Origin of the sequence: Bacillus cereus group sp. MYBK195-1, from assembly GCF_051916605.1 — a bacterium.
GTDB lineage: Bacteria > Bacillota > Bacilli > Bacillales > Bacillaceae_G > Bacillus_A > Bacillus_A cereus.
In genome coordinates, this window is record NZ_JBQAGZ010000007.1 from 82,889 (window position 1) to 104,410 (window position 21,522).

Genomic DNA, 21,522 nt, shown 5'->3' on the forward strand with positions numbered 1-21,522 from the left:
TATTTGTTCATTTTTAATAAATTGAAACTTTAATCAGTGAGGCATCCCCACTGATTATTAGCTCTCACCAATCGGGATAGACGTTTTACTTTTTGGGAATGATGAAGGAGAATTTTTTACACAAAAGTATTTTACTTATACAATTCACACATGTAAAATGATGTGTAAAGACACCTGTGTGAGGAGGACTTCTAGTGGGCAAGGTAAAAGAAATTTCGAAGCGCAAACTACTTGGTATAGCTGGGCTTGGATGGCTATTTGATGCAATGGATGTTGGAATGCTTTCATTTGTAATGGTAGCCTTGCAAAAGGATTGGGGATTAAGTACGCAAGAAATGGGCTGGATAGGCAGTATTAACTCAATCGGTATGGCAGTAGGAGCGCTTATTTTTGGGATACTATCAGATAAAATAGGGCGAAAATCAGTCTTTATTATTACATTATTATTATTTTCTATCGGTAGTGGTTTAACTGCATTAACAACAACACTTGCGATGTTTCTCGTTTTACGCTTTTTAATTGGTATGGGGCTTGGCGGAGAGCTTCCGGTTGCCTCTACACTAGTATCAGAGAGTGTTGAAGCGCATGAGCGTGGGAAAATTGTTGTGTTATTAGAAAGTTTTTGGGCAGGTGGATGGCTAATTGCAGCTCTTATCTCGTATTTTGTTATTCCTAAATATGGTTGGGAAGTTGCGATGGTATTGAGTGCAGTTCCAGCATTATATGCTTTATATTTAAGATGGAATTTACCGGATTCCCCAAGGTTCCAAAAAGTTGAAAAAAGGCCATCTGTTATTGAAAATATAAAATCAGTTTGGTCTGGGGAATATCGTAAAGCAACAATTATGCTATGGATTCTATGGTTTTGTGTTGTTTTTTCCTATTATGGAATGTTCCTTTGGTTACCGAGTGTAATGGTGCTAAAAGGATTTAGTTTAATAAAAAGTTTCCAATACGTACTTATTATGACATTAGCTCAACTTCCAGGATATTTCACAGCTGCTTGGTTTATTGAACGTCTCGGTCGTAAATTTGTTTTGGTTACGTATTTAATCGGGACAGCTTGCAGTGCTTATTTGTTTGGGGTTGCGGATTCATTAACAGTATTAATCGTGGCAGGTATGTTACTATCCTTCTTTAACTTAGGTGCTTGGGGAGCATTATACGCCTATACACCTGAGCAGTATCCAACGGTTATTCGTGGTACAGGTGCAGGAATGGCAGCAGCATTTGGTCGTATTGGTGGTATTCTTGGGCCACTATTAGTGGGATATTTAGTTGCTTCAGAAGCTTCACTATCATTAATATTTACGATTTTCTGTGGATCAATTTTAATTGGTGTATTCGCTGTAATAATACTTGGACAGGAAACGAAGCAACGAGAATTAGTATAAAGTGAAAATTTAAACGTATCCCTGACCGTTTATTATCCTACACTACTCGGCTCTTTATAGGCAGTTAGTGCGGGATAAAAGGGGAGAGGAAACCGAAGTGGTTTCCTTTTTTCTGTTTTTTTAGATAAATAATGGTATAGTAAGAAAAAGGGATTATTTCTTATAAAAGCGAATGTATACAACAGGACATATGGACAAAGAATTAGGTGGTTGAAGAAATGAAAATTTTACTGATCATGGAAGAGGCAGAAGAGAGAAGAGAGTTAGCTGAAAATTTCACTGAAAATATGAGAAATGTAGAATGTTTTGAAGCAAAGACAGGAACAGAATCTTTACTTATGATGAAAAAACATATACCAGACTTTGTTTTTTTAAGTTCCAAATTACTAGATGGTACTGGTTTTGAATATGCAAGTTTATTACGAGAAATAAATTGCTATACAAAATTTATTTTTGTAGGTGAAAACATAGAAGAATCTATTACAGCTTTTCGTTTCCAAGCATTTTATTATTTATTGCGACCATTTCGTGAAGAAGATTTACAATTTCTTTTATATAAAATAGGTAAAGAACAAGGTGAGAAAGCAAAGAGTTATTTGCGAAAACTACCGATAGAAAGTCAAGAGGGTATACGATATATTCTTCCAGAAGATATCGTATATGTAAGTAAAAATAAAGAAAATAAAACTGTTTCAATTTACACAACGAATAATCAGTATATTTCAACATATACACTTCAGGAATTAGAAAATAAGCTAAATGCATATGATTTTTTACGTGTACATAAAAGCTATTTAATTAATATGTCATATGTAAAAGAACTGAAACCTTATTATAATGGCACGTATAATTTGTATTTAGATAGGTATGATGAGCAACCGATTCCAGTCAGTCGTAATTATGTAAAACGCCTTCGAAATAACATTGAATTATAGTAGGTAATGAGAGTATTTTAACATGATAAACTGAAAATCCTTCATGATAGGGAGGATTCAAGTTAAATATTCAGAAAATTTAGTACAATCTCCACTAAGAAATAGTATTGGGGGAATTGTATGTGAAGACATTGAAATCGATCTTACTTTGGGGCGTTATTACAGCAGTAGGAGCAGGTGCTTTTGGGGTAATAGCTTTATCACAAGGTGAAACCATTAATGCTGTATGGCTCTTAGTAGCTGCCGTATGTGTATATGCAGTTGCTTACCGCTTTTATAGTAGATTTATAGCGAGAAAGGTTTTTAATTTAGATGATAATCGGCAAACACCAGCCCATACATTAAACGATGGGAAAGACTATGTTCCAACAAATAAGTGGGTATTGTTTGGACATCACTTTGCAGCGATTGCTGGGGCGGGACCTTTAGTAGGACCGATTTTAGCAGCACAAATGGGATATTTACCAGGAACCATTTGGATTATTGTTGGGGTAGTTGTTGCGGGGGCTGTCCAAGATTTTGTCATTTTATTTGCTTCGATGAGACGTAATGGTAAATCGTTAGGAGAAATGATTAAAGATGAGATTGGACCTGTTACAGGACTAATTGCAATGATAGGTATTTTAGGAATTATGATTATTTTATTAGCAGTATTAGCGTTAGTCGTAGTAAAGGCACTAATCGGAAGTCCTTGGGGAATGTTTACGATAGCAGCAACGATTCCTATCGCTATTTTAATGGGAGTTTATATGCGCTATATTAGGCCTGGTCGTGTTGGAGAAGGATCAGTAATTGGTATTATCCTACTTATTTTATCTCTTGTTGGAGGACAGTATGTAGCAGAAAATCCAACACTTGCAAGTATGTTCACATTTAGTGGTGAAACAATTGCTATTATGCTTATTATATATGGATTTATCGCATCGGCATTACCAGTTTGGATGCTTTTAGCACCACGTGATTATTTAAGTACATTTTTAAAAGTCGGAACAATTGTAGGGTTAGCAATTGGTATTTTAATTGTAGCACCAGATTTACAAATGCCAGCAGTTTCGAAATTTATTGATGGAACTGGTCCTGTGTTTTCTGGAAACTTATTCCCGTTCTTATTTATTACTATTGCTTGTGGTGCAGTGTCTGGATTCCATGCTCTCGTTTCATCAGGTACGACGCCGAAGATGATCGAGCAAGAGGGACACGCACAGCCAATCGGTTATGGAGCAATGTTAATGGAGTCGTTTGTAGCAGCGATGGCGATGATTGCGGCTTGTGTATTAACACCGGGAACGTATTTTGCAATTAATAGTCCCGCAGCACTTATCGGTACAGATGTTTCGCAGGCAGCTCAAGTTATTTCCTCATGGGGATTTGCTATTACACCAAATGAACTAAAAGATCTCGCTGTAAATGTTGGAGAGCAAACGATTTTATCACGTACAGGTGGTGCGCCAACATTAGCGATAGGTATGGCATATATTTTCTCACAAGTAATAGGTGGAACGGCCATGATGGCATTTTGGTATCATTTTGCGATTCTCTTTGAAGCTCTATTCATTTTAACAACAATTGATGCCGGAACGCGTGTCGGCCGATTTATGATTCAAGATATTTTAGGGCATGTATATAAGCCATTTGGGAAAACGGATTCTACATTAGCGAATGTAATCGCTACAACATTATGTGTATTAGGGTGGGGATATTTCTTATACCAAGGGGTAATAGATCCGCTCGGTGGAATTAATACATTATGGCCACTTTTCGGTATTGCAAATCAAATGCTAGCAGGTATTGCATTATTACTTGGAACGACAATTTTGTTCAAAATGGGAAAAAAGGCGTACGTTTGGGTAACACTTATTCCAACTGTCGGGTTGCTGATTGTAACGATGACGGCGGGGTATCAAAAGCTATTTCATGAAAATCCTAAAATTGGATTTCTATCGCATGCAAAGGTATTTCAGGGAGCATTAGATGAGGGAAAAGTGTTAGCGCCAGCTAAAAATGTCGCTCAAATGAAGCAAATTATTTTCAATGATTATATCGATGCAGCGCTTTGCGGAATTTTTATGATAGTTGTAATCGCTGTGTTAATTTCAGCACTTCGAATTTGGATCCAAGTATTAAGAAATAAGCCAATGCCGTTAAAAGAGGCACCATATATTCCGAGAGATGAAAGTGAGTCGAGGAACTATGCTTAAAAAGTTGTGGCAAGTATGGGGTGAAAGAAAACGCTTTATTAGTTTGCTCGTTGGGGTACCAAGTTATGAAGTATATGTGGAGCATATGAAAAAGCATCATCCTGAAGAAGAGGTTGTATGTCAAAAGCAATTTTTTGCTGAGGCACAAGAAGCAAGATTTAATGCAAAGGGTGGAAAAATATCACGCTGTTGTTAATGAAAAAGGGCGAGTTTTCGCCCTTTTTATTTTTTTGCTGTTTCACGTGGAACAGCAAAAATAAACAAAACCTTTGGGAATTAAAGGTATTTCGTATACAATAAAGTGAGGAAGGGGATAGATGGAAAAGTAGGGAGATTATTTTATGTTAAGGGACTTATTTGTAAATACAACAATTATTCTTTCCTTTATTTTTATTGGAGGCCAGCTTTTAAGGGATAAGCCGTTAAAAGAAGGATTCTCTTTTGGGCAGAAATGTGTAGTAGGCATTTTTACTGGGATACTAGGTATAGTATTAATGTATTTCAGTGTTCGTGTTGGTACCATTCTATTGGATTTACGCTATTTAGCTGTTATTCTAGCTGTTATTATTGGAGGACCGATAGCGAGTACCATAACAATTGGTATGATTTTAGTAACTAGGCTGTTGTTTATGGATTATTCATTAGCTTCTCAAGTGGCTTTTTATACAATCATTGCGATAGGAATAGGGAGTATCTTTATTTCGCGCATGAAGCTTTCTTTAGGGGGAAAGTGGGTATGGTTACACACATATATTTTATCTATTCTAATCCCAGCGTTATATATATGGTTAATTAAAGAGATCCACATAGTGGGATTATATTTAATTTCTAGTATTATTACAGGTTACATAACATTCATAAGTGCAAATTATGTTTTACAATCCAATGAGTTATTTCAAAAGATGAAACAATACGCAACGATAGATGCATTGACAGGTTTAGGAAACGTAAGACAGTTTGATTTAGAGATGAATCGTCATATTAGTAATAAGAACATGAAAAATGATTCGTTTTGTTTACTACTTATAGATATTGACCACTTTAAGTATGTAAATGATACGTACGGGCATCCTGCAGGGGACGAAGTGCTAAAACAAGTAGGATGTATTTTACGAGAAACTTCACAATTTCCAGATTTGGCTTTTCGAAAGGGTGGAGAGGAGTTTGCGCTTTTGATACCGAATAAGGGATTAGCTTACGGAATTCGTATGGGCGAGCAAATTCGTACAGCTGTTGAAAGTCACTCATTTCAATTGTTAGATGGAACGAAAATAAAAATTACAGTTTCGGTGGGGGTTTCAGAATATGAAGAATCACCGGAGCAATTTATTCAAGCGGCGGATGATGCGTTATACTACTCGAAACGAAATGGTAGAAATAAGGTCAGCTCTGTATCTTAAAGATAAGATGACCAGAAGACATAAAGCTTATAAAAAACACTCACAGAGGCAATGTATGAACTTTGTGAGTGTTTTTTATTTATATATTAGACAAGTTCTTTTGATACAACAAATTTACGATATGCACCATGGTGAGTTGGACCTACGTATTCGTTAATTTTGAATGAGTAACGAATAGCAGCTGTGATGAATTCTTTAGCAGTTTTTACTGCTTCTTTCACAGGTTTTCCTTTTGCAAGTTCTGCTGTAATTGCAGCAGAATATGTGCAACCTGCGCCGTGTGTATTTGTCGTATCAATTTTTTCTGATTCTAGAAGGTCGAATGTCTCTCCATCATATAGGACGTCGATTGCAGTTTCCGTACCAAGTTTGCTACCGCCTTTAATTAGGACGTATTTCGCACCTAAAGCATGGATCTTTTTCGCTGCTTCTTTCATGTCTTCAAGAGAATTAATTTTTACGCCACTTAATTGGTAAGCTTCAAATAAGTTTGGTGTTACAACTAATGCCTTTGGAACAAGAACGTCACGTAAGCAATCATTCGTTTCAGGATGTAATGCTTCATCAGCACCTTTACATACCATAACAGGGTCAACTACTACATTTTTGAAATTGTGCTTTTCGATTGTTTCTGCAACCATTTCAATAATTTCTACTGATCCAAGCATACCTGTTTTTAAAGCGTCTACGCCAACACCTTCAATTGTTGTTTCTAATTGTGGTTTTAATGTAGAAGCTGGGATTGGAAATACGTTATGTGCCCAACCGTTATGTGGATCCATCGTTACGATTGTTGTAAGAGATGTCATTCCGTATACGCCCAGTTCTTGGAATGTTTTTAAATCTGCTTGTATACCAGCACCGCCACTTGTGTCAGAACCAGCGATAGTAAGTGCTTTATTTAATGTCATTATGAAAGCCCCCTCGAGTGATATAATGAAAACTATGTTTTCACCATTATATCAATGTTACGAATAAGTACAAAGTGAAAAGTAGATGATTTATTTTAAGAGCTATTTAAAATCTTGTATGCAGGAGACTGAGTATGTTTCGAGATAATCGTACAAATGAATTAGTTATATTAAAGGAAATTGCAGAAACATTAAATACATCAAATGATACATATCATGTATTGCAAGCTGTCCTAGAGAAATTACTAAGTGTAACAGGTTTAACGACAGGATGGATTTTTCTTGCGGATGAAAATGGGAAGTATACGAAGTTAATTGATTATCAATTACCAGAGGCACTGACATATGAAAATAAACGCCCGATGTGCGAAGGTGAATGTTGGTGTTTACGAGGTTTTGTAGATGGAAAATTAGAGAGAGCCGTTAATATTATTGAATGTAAAAGAATTAATAATGCAATTGAATATAATTGGGGAGATACGGAGGGCATTCTTCATCATGCTACGGTTCCTTTAAAAGCTGGGGGAGAAAAATTTGGGTTGTTAAATGTTGCAAGTCCGGGTAAAACACATTTTTCAGAAGAAGAATTAGTATTACTCCAATCGGTTGCCTTCCAAATTGGTACGGCTTTAAAGCGAACAAAATTATATGAAAATGAAAAGAGAAGAGCACATTATTATGTGAAATTAGAGCGTTTCATTCAAGATTTAAAAACGATTCATAAGTTTAATGTACTACCTGAAAAAGTGGTAAATCACGTAGGTGAAGTATTTCAATGGAATCAAGTAGCGCTTTTTATTAGGGAGGAAAAAGAATTATCTCTGCGAGCGTCTTACGTTCAGGAAGAGTTACAAGAGGATGTAAAAGAGGCGGCCAAGAGGGCGTTAGAACAAGATGAACCAGTTCTAATAAAACATCAAATAGGACATAATGTACATCTAAATCGAGCTGTTATTGCTACACCAATACATATTCAAAACCATATATTTGGTGTTTTATGTGTTAGCTTGAATAATGGAGAGTTTGATGCTAATACAATAGATGTAATTCAAGCATTATCGAACCATGTTTCGTTAATAATAGAGAATTTGAGGTTAAACGAGCAGCGCCGTGAACTTGTACGAATGGAAGAAAGAAATCGGTTAGCAAGAGATTTACATGATTCTGTTTCGCAAAAATTATTTTCATTAACCTTCATGACAAAAGGCGCCGAGGCAGTTTTAAAAGGTAAAAATGAAAAGGTAGATCAATCTTTGCATGAGATGCGTGAACTTGCGCAAGGAGCTTTGAAAGAAATGAGGACATTAATTTGGCAGCTTCGTCCGGCGGGATTAGAAAAAGGATTATTGCCAGCTCTAAAGCAGTACGGTGAAAATTTGGGACTGAAAATTAGGGAGCAAGTTACGGGTGTTCGTGATTTACCTCGTGTAGTAGAAGAAGCTTTGTGGCGCATAGGCCAAGAAGCACTGAACAATGTAAGTAAGCATGCAGGTGTAAAAGAAGCGACGATTTATTTTACAGTGAATGAGAAAAATGTATCATTAGAAATAGTTGATCAAGGAAAGGGCTTTGTGGAAAAGAATATAAAAGAAAAGAAATCACTAGGTATGACTACGATGCGTGAAAGAGTAGAATTAGTTGGTGGAACAATTAAAATTGTAAGTAGTAATAAACGAACGAGCGTAAAAGTAAATGTACCATTATGATGTGAAAATGAGGGAAGTTTGTGAAAATAAAAGTATTGTTAGTTGATGATCATACAGTCGTTTTAAAAGGATTAGCATTTTTCTTAAGTACACAGGAAGATTTAGAGTTAGTTGGAGAAGCGAATAATGGGAAAGAAGCGTTAGTGAAAGTAGGAGAAACAAATCCCGATGTTATATTAATGGATTTATATATGCCTGAAATGGATGGTGTTGAGGCGACGGCATATATTAAAAAAGAGTATCCAAATGTGAAAGTAATTGTATTAACTAGCTTTTCTGATCAGGCGCATGTGTTACCTGCATTAAGGGCTGGAGCAAGTGGTTATATTTTAAAAGATGTAGAACCAGATCAGCTTGTTGAGGCTATTCGAAGCGCATATAAAGGTAATATTCAATTACATCCGGATATAGCAAATGCTCTTCTCTCTCAAACATTACCTGTAGAAGAAAAGGAAGAAGAACCTTCTATTCAAGTGGATGTGCTAACAGCGAGAGAAAATGAAGTATTGCAGCTATTAGCAAAAGGGATGAGCAATAAGGAAATTGCATCTGTTTTAGTTATTACAGAAAAGACAGTTAAGGCGCATGTAAGTAGTATTTTGAGTAAGTTGAATTTATCTGATCGTACGCAAGCGGCATTATATGCAGTGAAAAATGGAATTGTATAAGACGAAAGTCGTAAGACCAAGTTCGCCTTTAGAAGGTGGACTTTTTTTATGGAAAAATACGTCTATGTGAGGACGAAATTGTCATTATATAAAGATAAAATATGTTTGTAAGCAACAAAACAACAATTACAAGGGATACCTTTTTTGAAAGCATATAACAACATAAGAGTGAGTACTAGGAGGAATAAATAATGGCAACAGTTTTATTCGTTAAAGCAAATAACCGTCCAGCGGAACAAGCAGTTAGTGTAAAATTATATGAGGCATTTTTAGCAAACTATAAAGAAGCACACCCAAATGATACAGTAGTAGAACTTGATTTATATAAAGAAGAATTACCATATGTAGGCGTAGATATGATCAATGGTACATTCAAGGTAGGTAAAGGATTTGATTTAACAGAAGAAGAGGCAAAAGCAGTAGCAGTTGCCGATAAGTATTTAAATCAATTCCTAGAAGCTGATAAAGTTGTTTTCGGCTTCCCATTATGGAACTTAACGATTCCAGCAGTATTGCACACATATATTGATTATTTAAACCGTGCTGGTAAAACGTTCAAATATACGCCAGAGGGTCCAGTTGGTCTAATCGGAGATAAGAAGATTGCATTATTAAATGCACGAGGCGGCGTATATTCAGAAGGTCCAGCAGCTGAGGTAGAAATGGCTGTTAAATATGTAGCAAGTATGATGGGCTTCTTCGGCGCAACAAACATGGAAACAGTAGTTATTGAAGGACATAACCAATTTCCAGATAAAGCAGAAGAAATCATCGCTGTAGGTCTTGAAGAAGCAGCTAAAGTAGCAAGTGAATTTTAATTAAAATTATAATCGTCACTCGAAAAAACAGCATTAACGTTTACATGTTAATGCTGTTTTTTTATATTTTTAGTTCGTCAGCAAGTTTTTCTAATGTATTTCGATCTTGTATATAATATGTTCGGCCTTCTTTTCTTAAATAATTTTGTTGGCAAAACTGATTTAATACATATAAAAGATGACGGTAGCTGACATTTAAATATTCCGAGGCCTCGGTATGCTTTTCTATATAACAATTATTTTGCTCTGTTAATAAAATAAAAGCAGCTAATCGATTTTCAAAAGGATAACTATAGTTTTTTGCGTAATTTTCAGTGCGAGTAATTGTCTTTTCTCCAATAAATTTACATAAGTGCTGTAAAAACGTTGCATCTTGTAATAAAAGTTGCTGACAATCTTTAAGAGGAAGTGCCAAACACACACAATCTTCTAGTACTTCAACGGATTTAGTAATATTTTCTACTCCTATTAATCCTAATTCCCCGATAAAAGATGGTGCTTGAATAAAGTTAATTAATGAAACCTTCCCGTTTTGATGACTCATATATATTTTTGCTTTCCCAGAAATTAAGTAATAGAGATAAGGGAGAGCATTTCCTTCGCTACATATCATCTCTTTCGTTTGAAAAGAATGCAGCTCTACATATGGCAAGACATGAAATGAAAATAGGGTATGGAATTGATGGATTCGCATGTATTGATAAATTTCTTCCTCATTTTTGCTGATTTTCATATTTTCACCCCCATGTATAGTATGAGATATCTCCTATTATCTTTACAAGAAGGAATGATACGATTTATGTAAATTTGTTTTTGTAGAAAAGAGAGTGTGATGAATTTATGAAAAAATATAAAACATTGTTATTTGATGTAGATGATACATTACTAGATTTCCAAAAGGCTGAAAAAGTGGCTTTACGGGTGCTTTTTGAAGAGAAGGGAATCCCTTTAACAGACGAGATAGAGGCTCGTTATAAAAAAATAAATAAAGGTCTTTGGGATGCTTTTGAAAAAGGAGAACTATCACGCAATGAAGTTGTAAATACACGATTTTCTCTGTTGTTTAAAGAGTATGGAGAAGAAGTAGATGGAATATTATTCGAAAATAATTATCGTAACTACTTAGAAGAAGGAAATCAACTCATGCAAGGTGCGTTTGAATTTATAAATCAAATTCAAGGAGAGTATGAATTGTATATAGTGACAAATGGTGTTTCTAAGACGCAAGATAAACGTTTGCGTAATGCAGGTTTACATTCATTATTTAAAGATGTTTTTGTTTCGGAAGATACAGGTTTTCAAAAACCGATGAAAGAGTATTTTGATTATGTTTTTGAACGGATTCCTAACTTTGCACCTGAAGCAGGGCTGATTATTGGGGATTCATTAAGCGCTGATATTAAAGGTGGATATGTAGCGGGAATTGATACTTGTTGGTTTAATCTAGAAAGGAAATTAAATGATAGTGGGATTATACCGACATATGAAGTGCATAATTTTGAGGAGTTAGAAGCGTTATTAAAGCAGCATGTGTAATAAAAAAATAGGCAGTGGAGCTTTCATCCCCACTGCCTATTTTTATTAATTTTTATTTTCGTTATGCTTTGGGAGCGGAAAGGCATTCCCGATAGCAGCTGCACCAAGCATGGGCAATAGTAAATTAAGCGGGAAAAACATAAGTAATAGTAATGTTATAGCTATTGGCTTTCGTAACGCATAGCTTGAAATTGCTGTCGTTACGATGGCAACAGATGCTACTGGATCTATAGGAAGAATAGATGCTACAGCGTATCCGATACTTGACCCGGAAAATATAATTGGGAAGATATGTCCACCTCGCCACCCTGTGTTCAAACAAACGGCAGTAATGCACAACTTTAAAATCCCTGAAAGAAGTAGTATCCAAAAAGATAAATGGCTCCATTCAACAACTAATTCTTTTAATTGATGTTCCCCTGAAAATAATGTGTACGGAAGAAAAGTTCCCGCAATTCCTAATAAAATACCACCGATAATTCCGAGTGTCAGTTTGTATTCCCTAAAAGGGTGAATTAACTTCTCTAATGTGAATTCTAACTTGAAATAAAAGAAACCAACTATAGCACCGATACTAGCAAGTGGAAGAAATGCGATCCATTCATTGAAAGAAAGTGCACCTTCCCCGAAATCAACAATAAAGGATCCACGATTATCGAGTTTACTCAGTAGTAAATAAACAGAAAAACCTGCGAAAGTAGTAGCTAAGTATACAATCGCCTTTTTTCCTTTAGAAAAAGCAGCAATTTGTTCCCCCTCATTTTCATTTGGTGCTAAATAACCGAATAATGGTGCGTTAAAAATGACACTTAAAGTAGCTCCAATTCCGATCTCGGTTAGCTCATTCATACCCTTTAAGGCAAATTTAAAGCGATCCCCTACCCATGTGCACAGTCCGCCTATAATTCCAACTAGTGCGGCTTCTGGACCAAGACTAGCTCCGAAAATTAAAACAATAATCGCTGTTAAAGTAGCCTGATGGACAAAGCGATATTCGATTCGACCAGCTTTTTTATATTCAGTCATCACTTCAGGCATAAGGCGTGGATATGTACCGAAATATTTTTGTGATAGACCAACGAGGACTCCGCCAATTATTGTTACGCAAAGGGTGTAATAAGCGGGAGAAGAGAGAACTTCAGGCAAGTATCCCCAAATAAAGTGGATTCCAATATTTATTGTGACTAAAAATAACCAGACTGTAGCTCCTACTATAGATCCTAGAAGAATGCCATATAGAGCAAGTATGTACTGCATATCTTTTTTATTTGTCATGTTATACCTCCATTATGTAAATCTTAGTAGGGAAAAAGTGAAATATACTAGTGGAAAATGGATTGAATATATATAGTATCTTTTTGAGAAGATGGCCTATTCAACGTATAGGCTAACTTTTGGGGAATTTGAATTTATAGGTTAAATTACTTATTTAATTTTATAGACTGATTTGAGGTTTTTAAAGGTCTTTTTTGAAATAGACTAGAATATATTTCTTTTGTTGCTTTATATGAAACTGTTAACATTTATTTTAGAACATTCAGAAAAACTGTTTGACATTAGGAAATTATTGCTATAAAATCAACGGTAATTGCATAGTCTTATCAAGAAAAGGTGGAGGGACAGGCCCGATGAAACCTTGGCAACAGCCGTATAACGGAATTGTGCCAAATCCTGCAGGTAGTAATCCTGAGAGATAAGAAAGAGCCTTTAGAGCGTGTTTTCAAACTGCTCCTTTCTTGTTTTCAGGAAAGGGGCAGTTTTTTATTTTGTATAAAAGAAAGGAGAATGAGAGATGGGAGAATCATGGGGAAAAGGAACGATTTGTGTGCAAGGTGGCTATACGCCAAAGAATGGTGAACCACGTGTTTTACCACTTTATCAAAGCACAACGTATAAATACGATACTTCGGATGATTTAGCAGCTCTATTTAACTTAGAGGCAGAAGGATATATTTATACGCGTATTGGAAACCCTACTCTAGCCGCATTTGAGCAGAAGTTATCAGATTTAGAAGGCGGTGTAGGAGCTGTTGCAACGGCTTCTGGGCAAGCAGCTATTATGCTCGCAGTTTTAAATATTTGTAGTAGTGGGGATCATTTACTTTGTTCTTCAACGGTTTACGGGGGAACGTTTAATTTATTTGGAGTGAGTTTGCGTAAACTGGGCATTGATGTTACGTTCTTTAATCCGAATTTAACGGCAGATGAAATTACGGCGCTTGCTAATGACAAGACGAAACTTATCTATGCAGAATCGTTAGGAAATCCAGCGATGAATGTTTTAAATTTTAAAGAATTTTCAGCTGCCGCTAAAGAATTAGAGGTACCTTTTATCGTTGATAATACATTAGCAACTCCTTATTTATGCCAGGCCTTTGAACATGGGGCAAATATTATTGTTCATTCTACAACTAAATATATCGATGGGCATGCGAGCTCCTTAGGCGGTATTGTAATTGACGGTGGAAACTTTGATTGGACAAATGGGAAGTATCCTGAACTTGTTGAACCAGATCCAAGTTATCACGGTGTAAGTTACGTTCAAAACTTTGGTGCAGCAGCGTATATTGTGAAAGCACGTGTTCAGCTATTAAGAGATTATGGAAATTGTATGAGCCCATTCAATGCATATATTAGCAATATTGGCTTAGAGACTTTGCATTTACGAATGGAGCGTCATAGCGAAAATGCTCTCGCGGTTGCTAAGTGGCTTGCTAATCATGAACGTATTGAATGGGTGAATTATCCGGGATTAGATAGTAATGAAAATTACTCGTTAGCACAAAAGTATTTGAAAAAAGGTGCTAGTGGAGTTTTAACATTTGGTATTAAAGGGGGATTAGAAGCAGCAAAAGAATTTATCGCAAATGTAAAACTAGCAACTCTCGTAACGCACGTAGCTGATGCACGAACTTGCGTTATACATCCTGCTAGTACGACGCATAGACAATTAAGTGCTGAAGATCAGCGTTTAGCTGGTGTTACATCTGATTTAATTCGTTTATCGGTTGGTATAGAAGATGTTTCTGATATTATTGCAGATTTGGAAGCAGCTCTAGTTGGAGGCAAAACACATGCCGATCATAATTGATAAAGATTTACCGGCTCGCAAAGTGTTGCAAAAAGAAAATATTTTTGTAATGACGAAGGAGCGAGCGGAAACACAAGATATACGCGCTTTAAAAATTGCTATATTAAATTTAATGCCAACGAAGCAAGACACAGAGGCGCAATTACTCCGTTTAATTGGAAACACACCGTTACAATTAGATGTTCATTTGCTTTATATGGAATCACATCTATCTCGTAATGTAACGCAAGAACATTTAACAAGCTTTTATAAAACGTTTCGTGATATTGAAAATGAAAAGTTTGATGGGCTCATTATTACAGGAGCGCCAGTGGAGACCCTTGCTTTTGAAGAGGTAGATTATTGGGAAGAGCTTAAACATATTATGGAGTATTCAAAAACGAATGTAACATCTACGCTCCATATTTGCTGGGGGGCACAGGCTGGCTTGTACTATCATTATGGTGTTCCAAAGTATCCCCTTAAGGAAAAAATGTTCGGTGTATTTGAACATGAAGTTTGCGAGCAACATGTGAAATTGTTACAAGGATTTGATGAATTGTTTTTTGCTCCGCATTCTCGTCATACAGAAGTACGGGAGAATGATATTAGAGAAGTGAAAGAATTAACATTGTTAGCAAACTCTGAAGAAGCAGGTGTTCACCTTGTTATTGGGCCAGAAGGAAGGCAAGTGTTTGCCCTTGGACATAGCGAATATAGTTGTGAGACGTTAAAACAAGAATACGAACGAGATCGTGACAAGGGATTAAATATTGATGTGCCAAAAAACTATTTTAAACATAATAATCCAGATGAAAAGCCGCTTGTTAGGTGGAGAAGTCATGGTAATTTATTGTTTTCTAATTGGTTGAATTATTACGTGTATCAAGAAACCCCTTATATATTGTAAAGAAAGATTGTGTAACACGTGGCAACGTTTTCCTTGTAAAGATCAACCTTTATTTTTCCGAATGTTCAAAATACATTGTTTTTCGGATTTTTTACTCATATAATTTCATCTAAACACAATTTTTGAGGGGTGGACAGTACTATGAAAGAAATTCAAGTTGGGTTATTAGGTCTTGGGACAGTTGGCAGTGGTGTGGTTCGTATTATTACGGATCATCAAGAACGACTCATACACCAAGTAGGTTGTCCAGTGAAGGTAACGAAAGTATTAGTGCAAAACATTGAGAAAGAGAGAGAGGTAGAGGTACCTTCTACTCTATTAACACAAGATGCAAATGAAATTTTAGATAATCCAAATATTGATGTTGTCATTGAAGTGATGGGTGGCATTGATGATGCAAAATCATATATTTTACAAGCTTTAAAAAGCGGAAAGCATGTTGTAACTGCAAATAAAGACTTAATGGCATTACATGGAGCTGAATTATTAGCGACAGCAAAAGATAATAAGGCTGATTTATTCTATGAGGCGAGTGTGGCAGGGGGAATTCCAATTTTACGCAGTATCGTAGAAGGACTTTCTTCAGATCTTATTACGAAAGTAATGGGAATTGTAAATGGAACGACAAATTTTATTTTGACGAAAATGTCAGACGAAGGGAGAGCATACAACGACGTGTTAAAAGAAGCCCAACAACTTGGATTTGCAGAAGCAGATCCAACATCAGATGTAGAAGGTTTAGATGCAGCAAGAAAAATGACAATTTTAGCTACTCTCGGTTTCTCTACAAATGTAGAGCTTGGAGACGTGAAAGTAAAAGGGATTACCTCTATTACAGAGGAAGATATTGAATACAGTAAGAGCTTAGGTTATACAATTAAATTAATCGGTCTTGCAAAACGAGATGGTGAAAAATTGGAGGTTACAGTTGAACCAACTTTACTTCCAAATACACATCCTCTTGCGGCAGTACAAAATGAATATAACGCTGTGTATGTGTACGGTGAAGCAGTTGGGGAAACGATGTTTTATGGACCAGGCGCAGGAAGTTTACCGACAGCTACAGCTGTTGTTTCGGATTTAGTTGCTGTAATGCAAAATATTAGATTAGGGGTAACAGGAAATAGTGCTGTAGTCCCACAATATCAAAAAGTATTAAAAGAGCCAGACGAAATTGTCGTGAAAAAGTTTTTAAGACTGCATGTAAAAGACGAAATTGGTGTATTTGCAAAAATTACTTCATTGTTCTCTGAGCGCGGAGTTAGCTTTGAGAAAATTATTCAAATGCCGCTTGAAGAGAAAGGAAAGGCTGAAATTGTAATTGTAACGCATCGTGCGTCTCTTGCTGATTATGATTATATTCTACATACGTTGCAAGGGTATGTAGAAATAGATTGTTTGAAAGCGAACTATCGAATTGAAGGGGATGCTAAGTAGTATCTCTTACCATAAAACAGAAAGAGCCTATTAAGCAGCTTGCTTAATAGGCTCTTTTCTATTTAAAATCTGCGTACCAAATTGAATAAATGCTTGGATAATCCAGCCTGTTGTAAAGGATAAGATGATTGTTCCAAAATAGATAGGTCCATCTAATAAAAAGCTTAACGTTAAAAATAAAAAGGCTAATGAAATCTCTGTTCTTCTAAACGTCCATTTTTTCTTCTCAGCAACCGTTAAAACGAAAGCTTCTTGAGGCGCTGCACAAAAGTTTGTAGAGACGTAAAGACCAATTCCAGCTCCAACGAATAGATTTCCGCAAATAAGTGTTATATATTTTGGAAGAGAGCGGATAGCGTCCATAATAGTTGTAATGGAACCAATCCAATCAACAAAAAGAGAAATAAGAACCATCGTTACAATTGTACCGATTGTAATTTGTTTTTTATTCCAAAAGAGTACGATAAGTGTAAAGGCAAAGTTAATCATAAAAATCCAAAAACCAATACTTATGCCAAAATTTTGATATAGTGCAATAAAGAAGGAATCATAAGGGCTAAGTCCAAAGGAAGTAATTGTCGTCATCATATTAATACCGATGGCAAGAATGAGTAAACCGCCAATGAAAAATATATATTCTAATTTGAATCGAAGCATAGTTGTATATCCTTTCTAAATGTATTTGCTAGGAAAGGATATATTGTGGAAAGCTTACCAGGTCAAGGGAGAATTTTTGTGAGAAGGGGAAAATGAGATGACAAATATAAGAAAGATTGCTGAACTTGCTGGAGTATCTGTTTCAACTGTTTCACGTGTACTAAATAATCATCCGTACGTAAATGAACAGAAACGAAAAGAAATTCTAGCGATTATAGAAGAATTAAATTACACGCAAAACGTGAATGCAATTCATTTAGTGAAAGGAAAAACGAATGTAATTGGCGTTTTATTGCCACACGTAAATGATCAATATTATAGCGCTATTATCGAGGGGATATCAAAAGAGACAGCCAAGAATAATTATAATATGATGCTTTGCCAGACGAATTATAGCGAAGAAAGAGAACTAGAAATTTTAAATATGTTAAAAATGAAAAAGCTTGATGGGGTTATTATTTGTTCTCGGGCAAATAGTAAGGAGAAGCTTGAAGAATATACGAAATTCGGCCCGATTGTTATGTGTGAAGAAATAGATTCAAAATGCATTTCAAGTGTCCATATCGATTACTACAAAGTATTTTCACTTGGGATGAAAAGCTTAATAGATGCCGGTCATACACATATTGGATATTGTATTGGAAGAAGTAATAGTGTTAATAGCCAAAGACGAAAGAAGGCATATGAAGATTCGCTTCAACAGAGTATCGTAACACCGTTAGAGACCTGGAAATTTGAGGGTTGTTTTACAGTGGAAGATGGACGCAATGTAATTAGAGAATGGGCTCATATGTCAGTAAAACCGACGGCGTTCCTTGTATCTTGTAACCATATTGCAGCAGGGATGGTTACAGAAGCAAAAAAACAAGGAATTCGTATTCCAGAGGATATTACGATTATCGGGTGTGATGATCAAGAGGTGGCAGATATATTGGGTATAACGACGATTTCGCATTCTAGTAAAAACGTTGGAGTAAAAGCGTTTGAATTATTATATGAAAAGATTAATGAAGAGAAATTAGATGTGAAGCATATAGAGTTATTACCAGAGTTAGTAGATAGAGAAACGACATAATTGAGAAGGTGTGAAAATCGCTTTTCAAAATTTCGTTTGGTATAATTATGGACAATCTATGAGGGCTAAAAGGGGTTTTGATATGAGATCAAAAGTAGTAAAAGTAATTCTACTCATTACAATTGCATCTTTCTGTTTATTTGCATATGGCTTTGTTTCAGGTGTAAATGATGTATTAAATCCGAAAGCTTCAAATTTAATTAAAAAGACCGATGTAGTGGCAAAAGAGAAAAAGAAAACGGGAACGTTACAAATCGTTAGTTTAGGTGATTCATTAACGCGTGGCGTTGGTGATAAAGAAGGAATTGGCTATGTTGGGCGAATGAAAGAGGATTTACAAAAAGATTATAAGCAAAAAATTGCATTAACAAATTTAGCAGTTAGTGGTGCAAAAATGCCTGATTTATTAAAACAAATTGAAAGTAATGGCGCTCAATATTCAATTAAGCAAGCAGATGTAATCGTGTTAACGATTGGTGGGAATGATTTGTTCCCAGGCTGGGAATCGCTTGGGAAAATAGATTTAGAGACGTATCGTCCTGACACAGAAACGTTTCAAAATGAAGCAAAGAAAATTATAGAAGAAATTCGTAAATTAAATACAGATAGTCCGATTTTTTGGCTTGGTTTATACAATCCTTTTGAAGATGTAGAAGATTTAAAAGGGTCTTCAAACATTGTTGTGGACTGGAATGCATCTTTAGAGAAGTTAGCGCTAAACGATAAAAATGTGTATATTACACCGACATTTGATTTATTCCAAAACCGCGGGAAAGATTTATTATACTCTGATCATTTTCATCCGAACGAAGTAGGTTATACGTATATGGCAGAACGTTTAGTTCAAAATGTTGTAAGTAAATTAAAACTAGAACAAGGAGGGGTAAAATGACGACGATACTTTCCGTACGAGATTTGAAGAAGGTAATTGGAAAGAAGACTCTTGTAGAGAATATTTCCTTTGATGTAAAGCAAGGAGAAGTGTTCGGGTTCTTAGGACCAAATGGTGCTGGAAAGACGACTACCATTCGAATGTTAGTCGGATTGATTAAGGCGACAGAAGGTACGATTTTTATCGGTGGTTATTCGATTAAGGAAAATTTCAGAGAAGCGATGCGTCAAATTGGGAGTATCGTTGAAAACCCAGAGTTGTATACATATTTAACGGGATGGGAAAATTTAAAGCAATTTGCTCGTATGTTAGGTGATATATCAGATGAACGTATTATTGAAATTGCTGAAATGGTTCATTTAGATGAAAGAATTCATGATAAGGTAAAAACGTACTCACTTGGTATGAAACAACGCCTTGGAATTGCGCAGGCGCTCCTTGGGAATCCAAAATTGCTCATATTAGATGAGCCAACGAATGGTTTAGATCCAGCAGGGATTAGAGAACTTAGGGAATTTATACATAAGCTTGTAAAAGAAGAAAATATGAGCGTGTTTATTTCAAGCCACTTGCTAAGTGAAGTGCAAATGATATGCGATCGCGTTGCTATTATTCATAAAGGAAAGATGATAACAGTTGCCAAGGTTGAAGAATTAATTAAAACAGCAAGTGATCGTGTAGAATGGATTGTTACACCAATTTCTAAGGCGAAAGATATGCTAGAAGCAGCCGAAGAAGTAAGGGAAGTAAGTGTAGAAGGCGAGCGATTACTATGCCGCATGGATATTGCATCTATAAGTAGTTGGAATAAACACTTTGTAGAAAATGAGATAGATGTACATAGCGTTAAGGAGCTTGTATTTACGCTAGAAGATTTATTTATTGAACTCACAAGGGGTGAGCAGCATGCGTGAATTTGCGAATCTAGTTTTAAATGAATCAGAAAAAATTTACCGTAAGAAACGTATTTTTGTTGTCATGCTTATTTTAGCAATCTTGATCCCGCTTTTTGTGTATGCGCAGTATCGTGAAATAGAAACGACACAAAAAAGGCTCGGTACAACCGATTGGAAGGTTTCATTGCAACAGCAAATTGTTGATTCTCAGAACCGGTTGAACAATTCTAGGTTGCCAGAAGAATGGCGTGATTGGTTAAAGGTAAGAGTTGAGCAACAACAATATTATTTAGATCATGATATTAATCCGATGGCACCGGGTGCACCAACTTTTGTCAGAGCATTTATTGAACAAGGAATTACATTATTTATTCCGCTTCTCGTAATGATTGTAGCCATTGATATCGTTTCAGGAGAACGAAGTGATGGGACGATGAAGATGTTACTTACGCGGCCAATTCGGCGCTGGAAAATACTCCTTAGTAAATACGTGACGATGTTATTTTTCATTTCGCTCATACTGTTTCTTGTAGGCTTGTTTGCTTACATATTATCAGGGCTTGTATTTGGGTACTCGGGATGGAATTTACCTGTTTTAACAGGATTTGTTATTGATAAGGAAACGTTAAATACGAACTTTGTGCATCTTATTCCGCAGTGGCAATACATCTTAATGGCGTATGGACTAGCCTGGTTTGTTGCTATCGTTGTCGGAACTATATCATTTATGGTCTCTGTTTTAATTCGTAATACACCAGCTGGTATGGGCGTTATGCTAGCTGCATTAATTGCAGGCGGTATTTTAAGCTCGTTCGCAACATCTTGGGAAGGCGCGAAATATATTTTTAGTGTGAATTTATCATTAACGGATTATTTATCAGGAAAATTACCTGCATTACAAGGTTTATCGATGGGATTTTCTTTGATGAATTTAACTGTTTGGGCAGTTGTTTCTCTTGTTATTTCGTTCGTAGTATTTACAAGACAGGATATGGTGAATTAATTAGACAGGAAGTGAC

The 21,522-nt window shown here is 35.9% G+C and carries 20 protein-coding genes and 1 riboswitch; of the genes, 16 read left to right on the plus strand and 4 right to left on the minus strand.

The features are described from left to right. Positions 1 to 194 precede the first annotated feature (194 nt). From ACTFRY_RS23510 to ACTFRY_RS23530, 5 genes are all read left to right on the plus strand, one after another. Positions 195 to 1,394, plus strand: coding sequence for an MFS transporter (locus ACTFRY_RS23510; RefSeq protein ID WP_000521077.1), 1,200 nt, complete (start codon positions 195 to 197; stop codon positions 1,392 to 1,394). 218 nt (positions 1,395 to 1,612) lie between these two features. Then, the gene (locus ACTFRY_RS23515; protein WP_098616166.1) at positions 1,613 to 2,329 is read left to right on the plus strand and encodes a LytR/AlgR family response regulator transcription factor; all 717 of its coding nucleotides are present in this window, start codon (positions 1,613 to 1,615) and stop codon (positions 2,327 to 2,329) included. A 122-nt stretch (positions 2,330 to 2,451) separates the two neighbouring features. Next, positions 2,452 to 4,527: a carbon starvation protein CstA gene (cstA, locus tag ACTFRY_RS23520; protein ID WP_086423355.1), complete on the plus strand. Its 2,076-nt coding sequence runs from the start codon at positions 2,452 to 2,454 to the stop codon at positions 4,525 to 4,527. Continuing rightward, positions 4,520 to 4,723: a YbdD/YjiX family protein gene (locus ACTFRY_RS23525; RefSeq protein ID WP_000914504.1), complete on the plus strand. Its 204-nt coding sequence runs from the start codon at positions 4,520 to 4,522 to the stop codon at positions 4,721 to 4,723. The genes cstA and ACTFRY_RS23525 overlap by 8 nt, the downstream gene beginning before the upstream one ends. Before the next feature lie 145 nt (positions 4,724 to 4,868). Beyond that, positions 4,869 to 5,927, plus strand: a complete 1,059-nt coding sequence (locus tag ACTFRY_RS23530; protein WP_061664269.1) for a GGDEF domain-containing protein — start codon at positions 4,869 to 4,871, stop codon at positions 5,925 to 5,927. Between the two features lie 86 nt (positions 5,928 to 6,013). On the opposite strand, the gene pdxK is transcribed toward ACTFRY_RS23530, so the two are convergent. Continuing rightward, a complete protein-coding gene (pdxK, locus tag ACTFRY_RS23535) occupies positions 6,014 to 6,838 on the minus strand; it encodes a pyridoxine/pyridoxal/pyridoxamine kinase (RefSeq protein WP_000174252.1) in 825 nt (274 codons plus the stop codon). 134 nt (positions 6,839 to 6,972) lie between these two features. On the opposite strand from pdxK, the gene ACTFRY_RS23540 reads away from it, so the two are divergent. From ACTFRY_RS23540 to ACTFRY_RS23550, 3 genes are all read left to right on the plus strand, one after another. Further along, positions 6,973 to 8,544, plus strand: a complete 1,572-nt coding sequence (locus tag ACTFRY_RS23540; RefSeq protein WP_061664270.1) for a GAF domain-containing sensor histidine kinase — start codon at positions 6,973 to 6,975, stop codon at positions 8,542 to 8,544. 20 nt (positions 8,545 to 8,564) lie between these two features. Then, complete coding sequence (locus ACTFRY_RS23545; protein ID WP_000695799.1) at positions 8,565 to 9,212, plus strand: response regulator; 648 nt, start codon at positions 8,565 to 8,567, stop codon at positions 9,210 to 9,212. Between the two features lie 191 nt (positions 9,213 to 9,403). Next, positions 9,404 to 10,030, plus strand: a complete 627-nt coding sequence (locus ACTFRY_RS23550; RefSeq protein WP_044797723.1) for an FMN-dependent NADH-azoreductase — start codon at positions 9,404 to 9,406, stop codon at positions 10,028 to 10,030. A 61-nt stretch (positions 10,031 to 10,091) separates the two neighbouring features. Here ACTFRY_RS23550 and ACTFRY_RS23555 read toward each other — a convergent pair whose 3' ends face one another. Further along, on the minus strand, positions 10,092 to 10,763 hold the full coding sequence (locus ACTFRY_RS23555) for a transcriptional regulator YeiL (RefSeq protein WP_000703323.1): 672 nt from the start codon (positions 10,761 to 10,763) through the stop codon (positions 10,092 to 10,094). Between the two features lie 107 nt (positions 10,764 to 10,870). Between ACTFRY_RS23555 and ACTFRY_RS23560 the strand changes: the two genes are divergently transcribed. Further along, on the plus strand, positions 10,871 to 11,566 hold the full coding sequence (locus ACTFRY_RS23560; protein ID WP_000760187.1) for a YjjG family noncanonical pyrimidine nucleotidase: 696 nt from the start codon (positions 10,871 to 10,873) through the stop codon (positions 11,564 to 11,566). Positions 11,567 to 11,611: 45 nt separating this feature from the next. Here the strand turns inward: ACTFRY_RS23560 and ACTFRY_RS23565 are convergent, their stop codons facing one another. After that, a complete protein-coding gene (locus ACTFRY_RS23565) occupies positions 11,612 to 12,841 on the minus strand; it encodes a chloride channel protein (protein WP_098616165.1) in 1,230 nt (409 codons plus the stop codon). A gap of 320 nt (positions 12,842 to 13,161) precedes the next feature. After that, a riboswitch (SAM riboswitch) is annotated at positions 13,162 to 13,266 on the plus strand. 92 nt (positions 13,267 to 13,358) lie between these two features. Here ACTFRY_RS23565 and ACTFRY_RS23570 point away from each other — a divergent pair. From ACTFRY_RS23570 to ACTFRY_RS23580, 3 genes are all read left to right on the plus strand, one after another. Then, positions 13,359 to 14,657: a bifunctional O-acetylhomoserine aminocarboxypropyltransferase/cysteine synthase gene (locus ACTFRY_RS23570; RefSeq protein ID WP_098391496.1), complete on the plus strand. Its 1,299-nt coding sequence runs from the start codon at positions 13,359 to 13,361 to the stop codon at positions 14,655 to 14,657. Beyond that, a complete protein-coding gene (gene metA, locus ACTFRY_RS23575) occupies positions 14,641 to 15,546 on the plus strand; it encodes a homoserine O-acetyltransferase MetA (protein WP_098616164.1) in 906 nt (301 codons plus the stop codon). The genes ACTFRY_RS23570 and metA overlap by 17 nt, the downstream gene beginning before the upstream one ends. 141 nt (positions 15,547 to 15,687) lie before the next feature. Continuing rightward, entirely contained in the window at positions 15,688 to 16,983 is a 1,296-nt protein-coding gene (locus tag ACTFRY_RS23580; RefSeq protein WP_017672913.1) for a homoserine dehydrogenase, read from the plus strand. A 30-nt stretch (positions 16,984 to 17,013) separates the two neighbouring features. Here ACTFRY_RS23580 and ACTFRY_RS23585 read toward each other — a convergent pair whose 3' ends face one another. Continuing rightward, positions 17,014 to 17,640 (minus strand): YczE/YyaS/YitT family protein, encoded by a 627-nt coding sequence (locus tag ACTFRY_RS23585; protein WP_016118964.1) that lies wholly within the window; start codon positions 17,638 to 17,640, stop codon positions 17,014 to 17,016. A 97-nt stretch (positions 17,641 to 17,737) separates the two neighbouring features. Here ACTFRY_RS23585 and ACTFRY_RS23590 point away from each other — a divergent pair, with 97 nt between their 5' ends. The 4 genes from ACTFRY_RS23590 to ACTFRY_RS23605 are packed head-to-tail and all read left to right on the plus strand — an operon-like array spanning position 17,738 to position 21,506. Continuing rightward, a complete protein-coding gene (locus tag ACTFRY_RS23590) occupies positions 17,738 to 18,715 on the plus strand; it encodes a LacI family DNA-binding transcriptional regulator (RefSeq protein ID WP_016118963.1) in 978 nt (325 codons plus the stop codon). A gap of 10 nt (positions 18,716 to 18,725) precedes the next feature. Beyond that, entirely contained in the window at positions 18,726 to 19,607 is an 882-nt protein-coding gene (locus ACTFRY_RS23595; RefSeq protein ID WP_002022849.1) for an SGNH/GDSL hydrolase family protein, read from the plus strand. After that, positions 19,604 to 20,521 carry an ABC transporter ATP-binding protein gene (locus tag ACTFRY_RS23600; protein ID WP_016118962.1) on the plus strand — a complete coding sequence of 306 codons (918 nt, stop codon included), beginning with the start codon at positions 19,604 to 19,606 and terminating at the stop codon, positions 20,519 to 20,521. Before ACTFRY_RS23595 ends, ACTFRY_RS23600 begins: the two co-directional genes overlap by 4 nt. Then, on the plus strand, positions 20,514 to 21,506 hold the full coding sequence (locus tag ACTFRY_RS23605; RefSeq protein ID WP_001206477.1) for an ABC transporter permease subunit: 993 nt from the start codon (positions 20,514 to 20,516) through the stop codon (positions 21,504 to 21,506). Before ACTFRY_RS23600 ends, ACTFRY_RS23605 begins: the two co-directional genes overlap by 8 nt. Positions 21,507 to 21,522 lie beyond the last annotated feature (16 nt).

Excerpts from the sequence above, each read along its gene's own strand:
- pdxK (WP_000174252.1), bottom strand. The coding sequence starts at position 6,838 with ATGACATTAAATAAAGCACTTACTATCGCTGGTTCTGACACAAGTGGC.
- ACTFRY_RS23580 (WP_017672913.1), top strand. The coding sequence starts at position 15,688 with ATGAAAGAAATTCAAGTTGGGTTATTAGGTCTTGGGACAGTTGGCAGT.
- ACTFRY_RS23560 (WP_000760187.1), top strand. The coding sequence starts at position 10,871 with ATGAAAAAATATAAAACATTGTTATTTGATGTAGATGATACATTACTA.
- ACTFRY_RS23525 (WP_000914504.1), top strand. The coding sequence starts at position 4,520 with ATGCTTAAAAAGTTGTGGCAAGTATGGGGTGAAAGAAAACGCTTTATT.
- ACTFRY_RS23555 (WP_000703323.1), bottom strand. The coding sequence starts at position 10,763 with ATGAAAATCAGCAAAAATGAGGAAGAAATTTATCAATACATGCGAATC.
- ACTFRY_RS23530 (WP_061664269.1), top strand. The coding sequence starts at position 4,869 with ATGTTAAGGGACTTATTTGTAAATACAACAATTATTCTTTCCTTTATT.
- ACTFRY_RS23605 (WP_001206477.1), top strand. The coding sequence starts at position 20,514 with ATGCGTGAATTTGCGAATCTAGTTTTAAATGAATCAGAAAAAATTTAC.
- ACTFRY_RS23565 (WP_098616165.1), bottom strand. The coding sequence starts at position 12,841 with ATGACAAATAAAAAAGATATGCAGTACATACTTGCTCTATATGGCATT.
- ACTFRY_RS23550 (WP_044797723.1), top strand. The coding sequence starts at position 9,404 with ATGGCAACAGTTTTATTCGTTAAAGCAAATAACCGTCCAGCGGAACAA.
- ACTFRY_RS23570 (WP_098391496.1), top strand. The coding sequence starts at position 13,359 with ATGGGAGAATCATGGGGAAAAGGAACGATTTGTGTGCAAGGTGGCTAT.
- ACTFRY_RS23590 (WP_016118963.1), top strand. The coding sequence starts at position 17,738 with ATGACAAATATAAGAAAGATTGCTGAACTTGCTGGAGTATCTGTTTCA.
- ACTFRY_RS23515 (WP_098616166.1), top strand. The coding sequence starts at position 1,613 with ATGAAAATTTTACTGATCATGGAAGAGGCAGAAGAGAGAAGAGAGTTA.
- ACTFRY_RS23540 (WP_061664270.1), top strand. The coding sequence starts at position 6,973 with ATGTTTCGAGATAATCGTACAAATGAATTAGTTATATTAAAGGAAATT.
- ACTFRY_RS23585 (WP_016118964.1), bottom strand. The coding sequence starts at position 17,640 with ATGCTTCGATTCAAATTAGAATATATATTTTTCATTGGCGGTTTACTC.
- metA (WP_098616164.1), top strand. The coding sequence starts at position 14,641 with ATGCCGATCATAATTGATAAAGATTTACCGGCTCGCAAAGTGTTGCAA.
- ACTFRY_RS23600 (WP_016118962.1), top strand. The coding sequence starts at position 19,604 with ATGACGACGATACTTTCCGTACGAGATTTGAAGAAGGTAATTGGAAAG.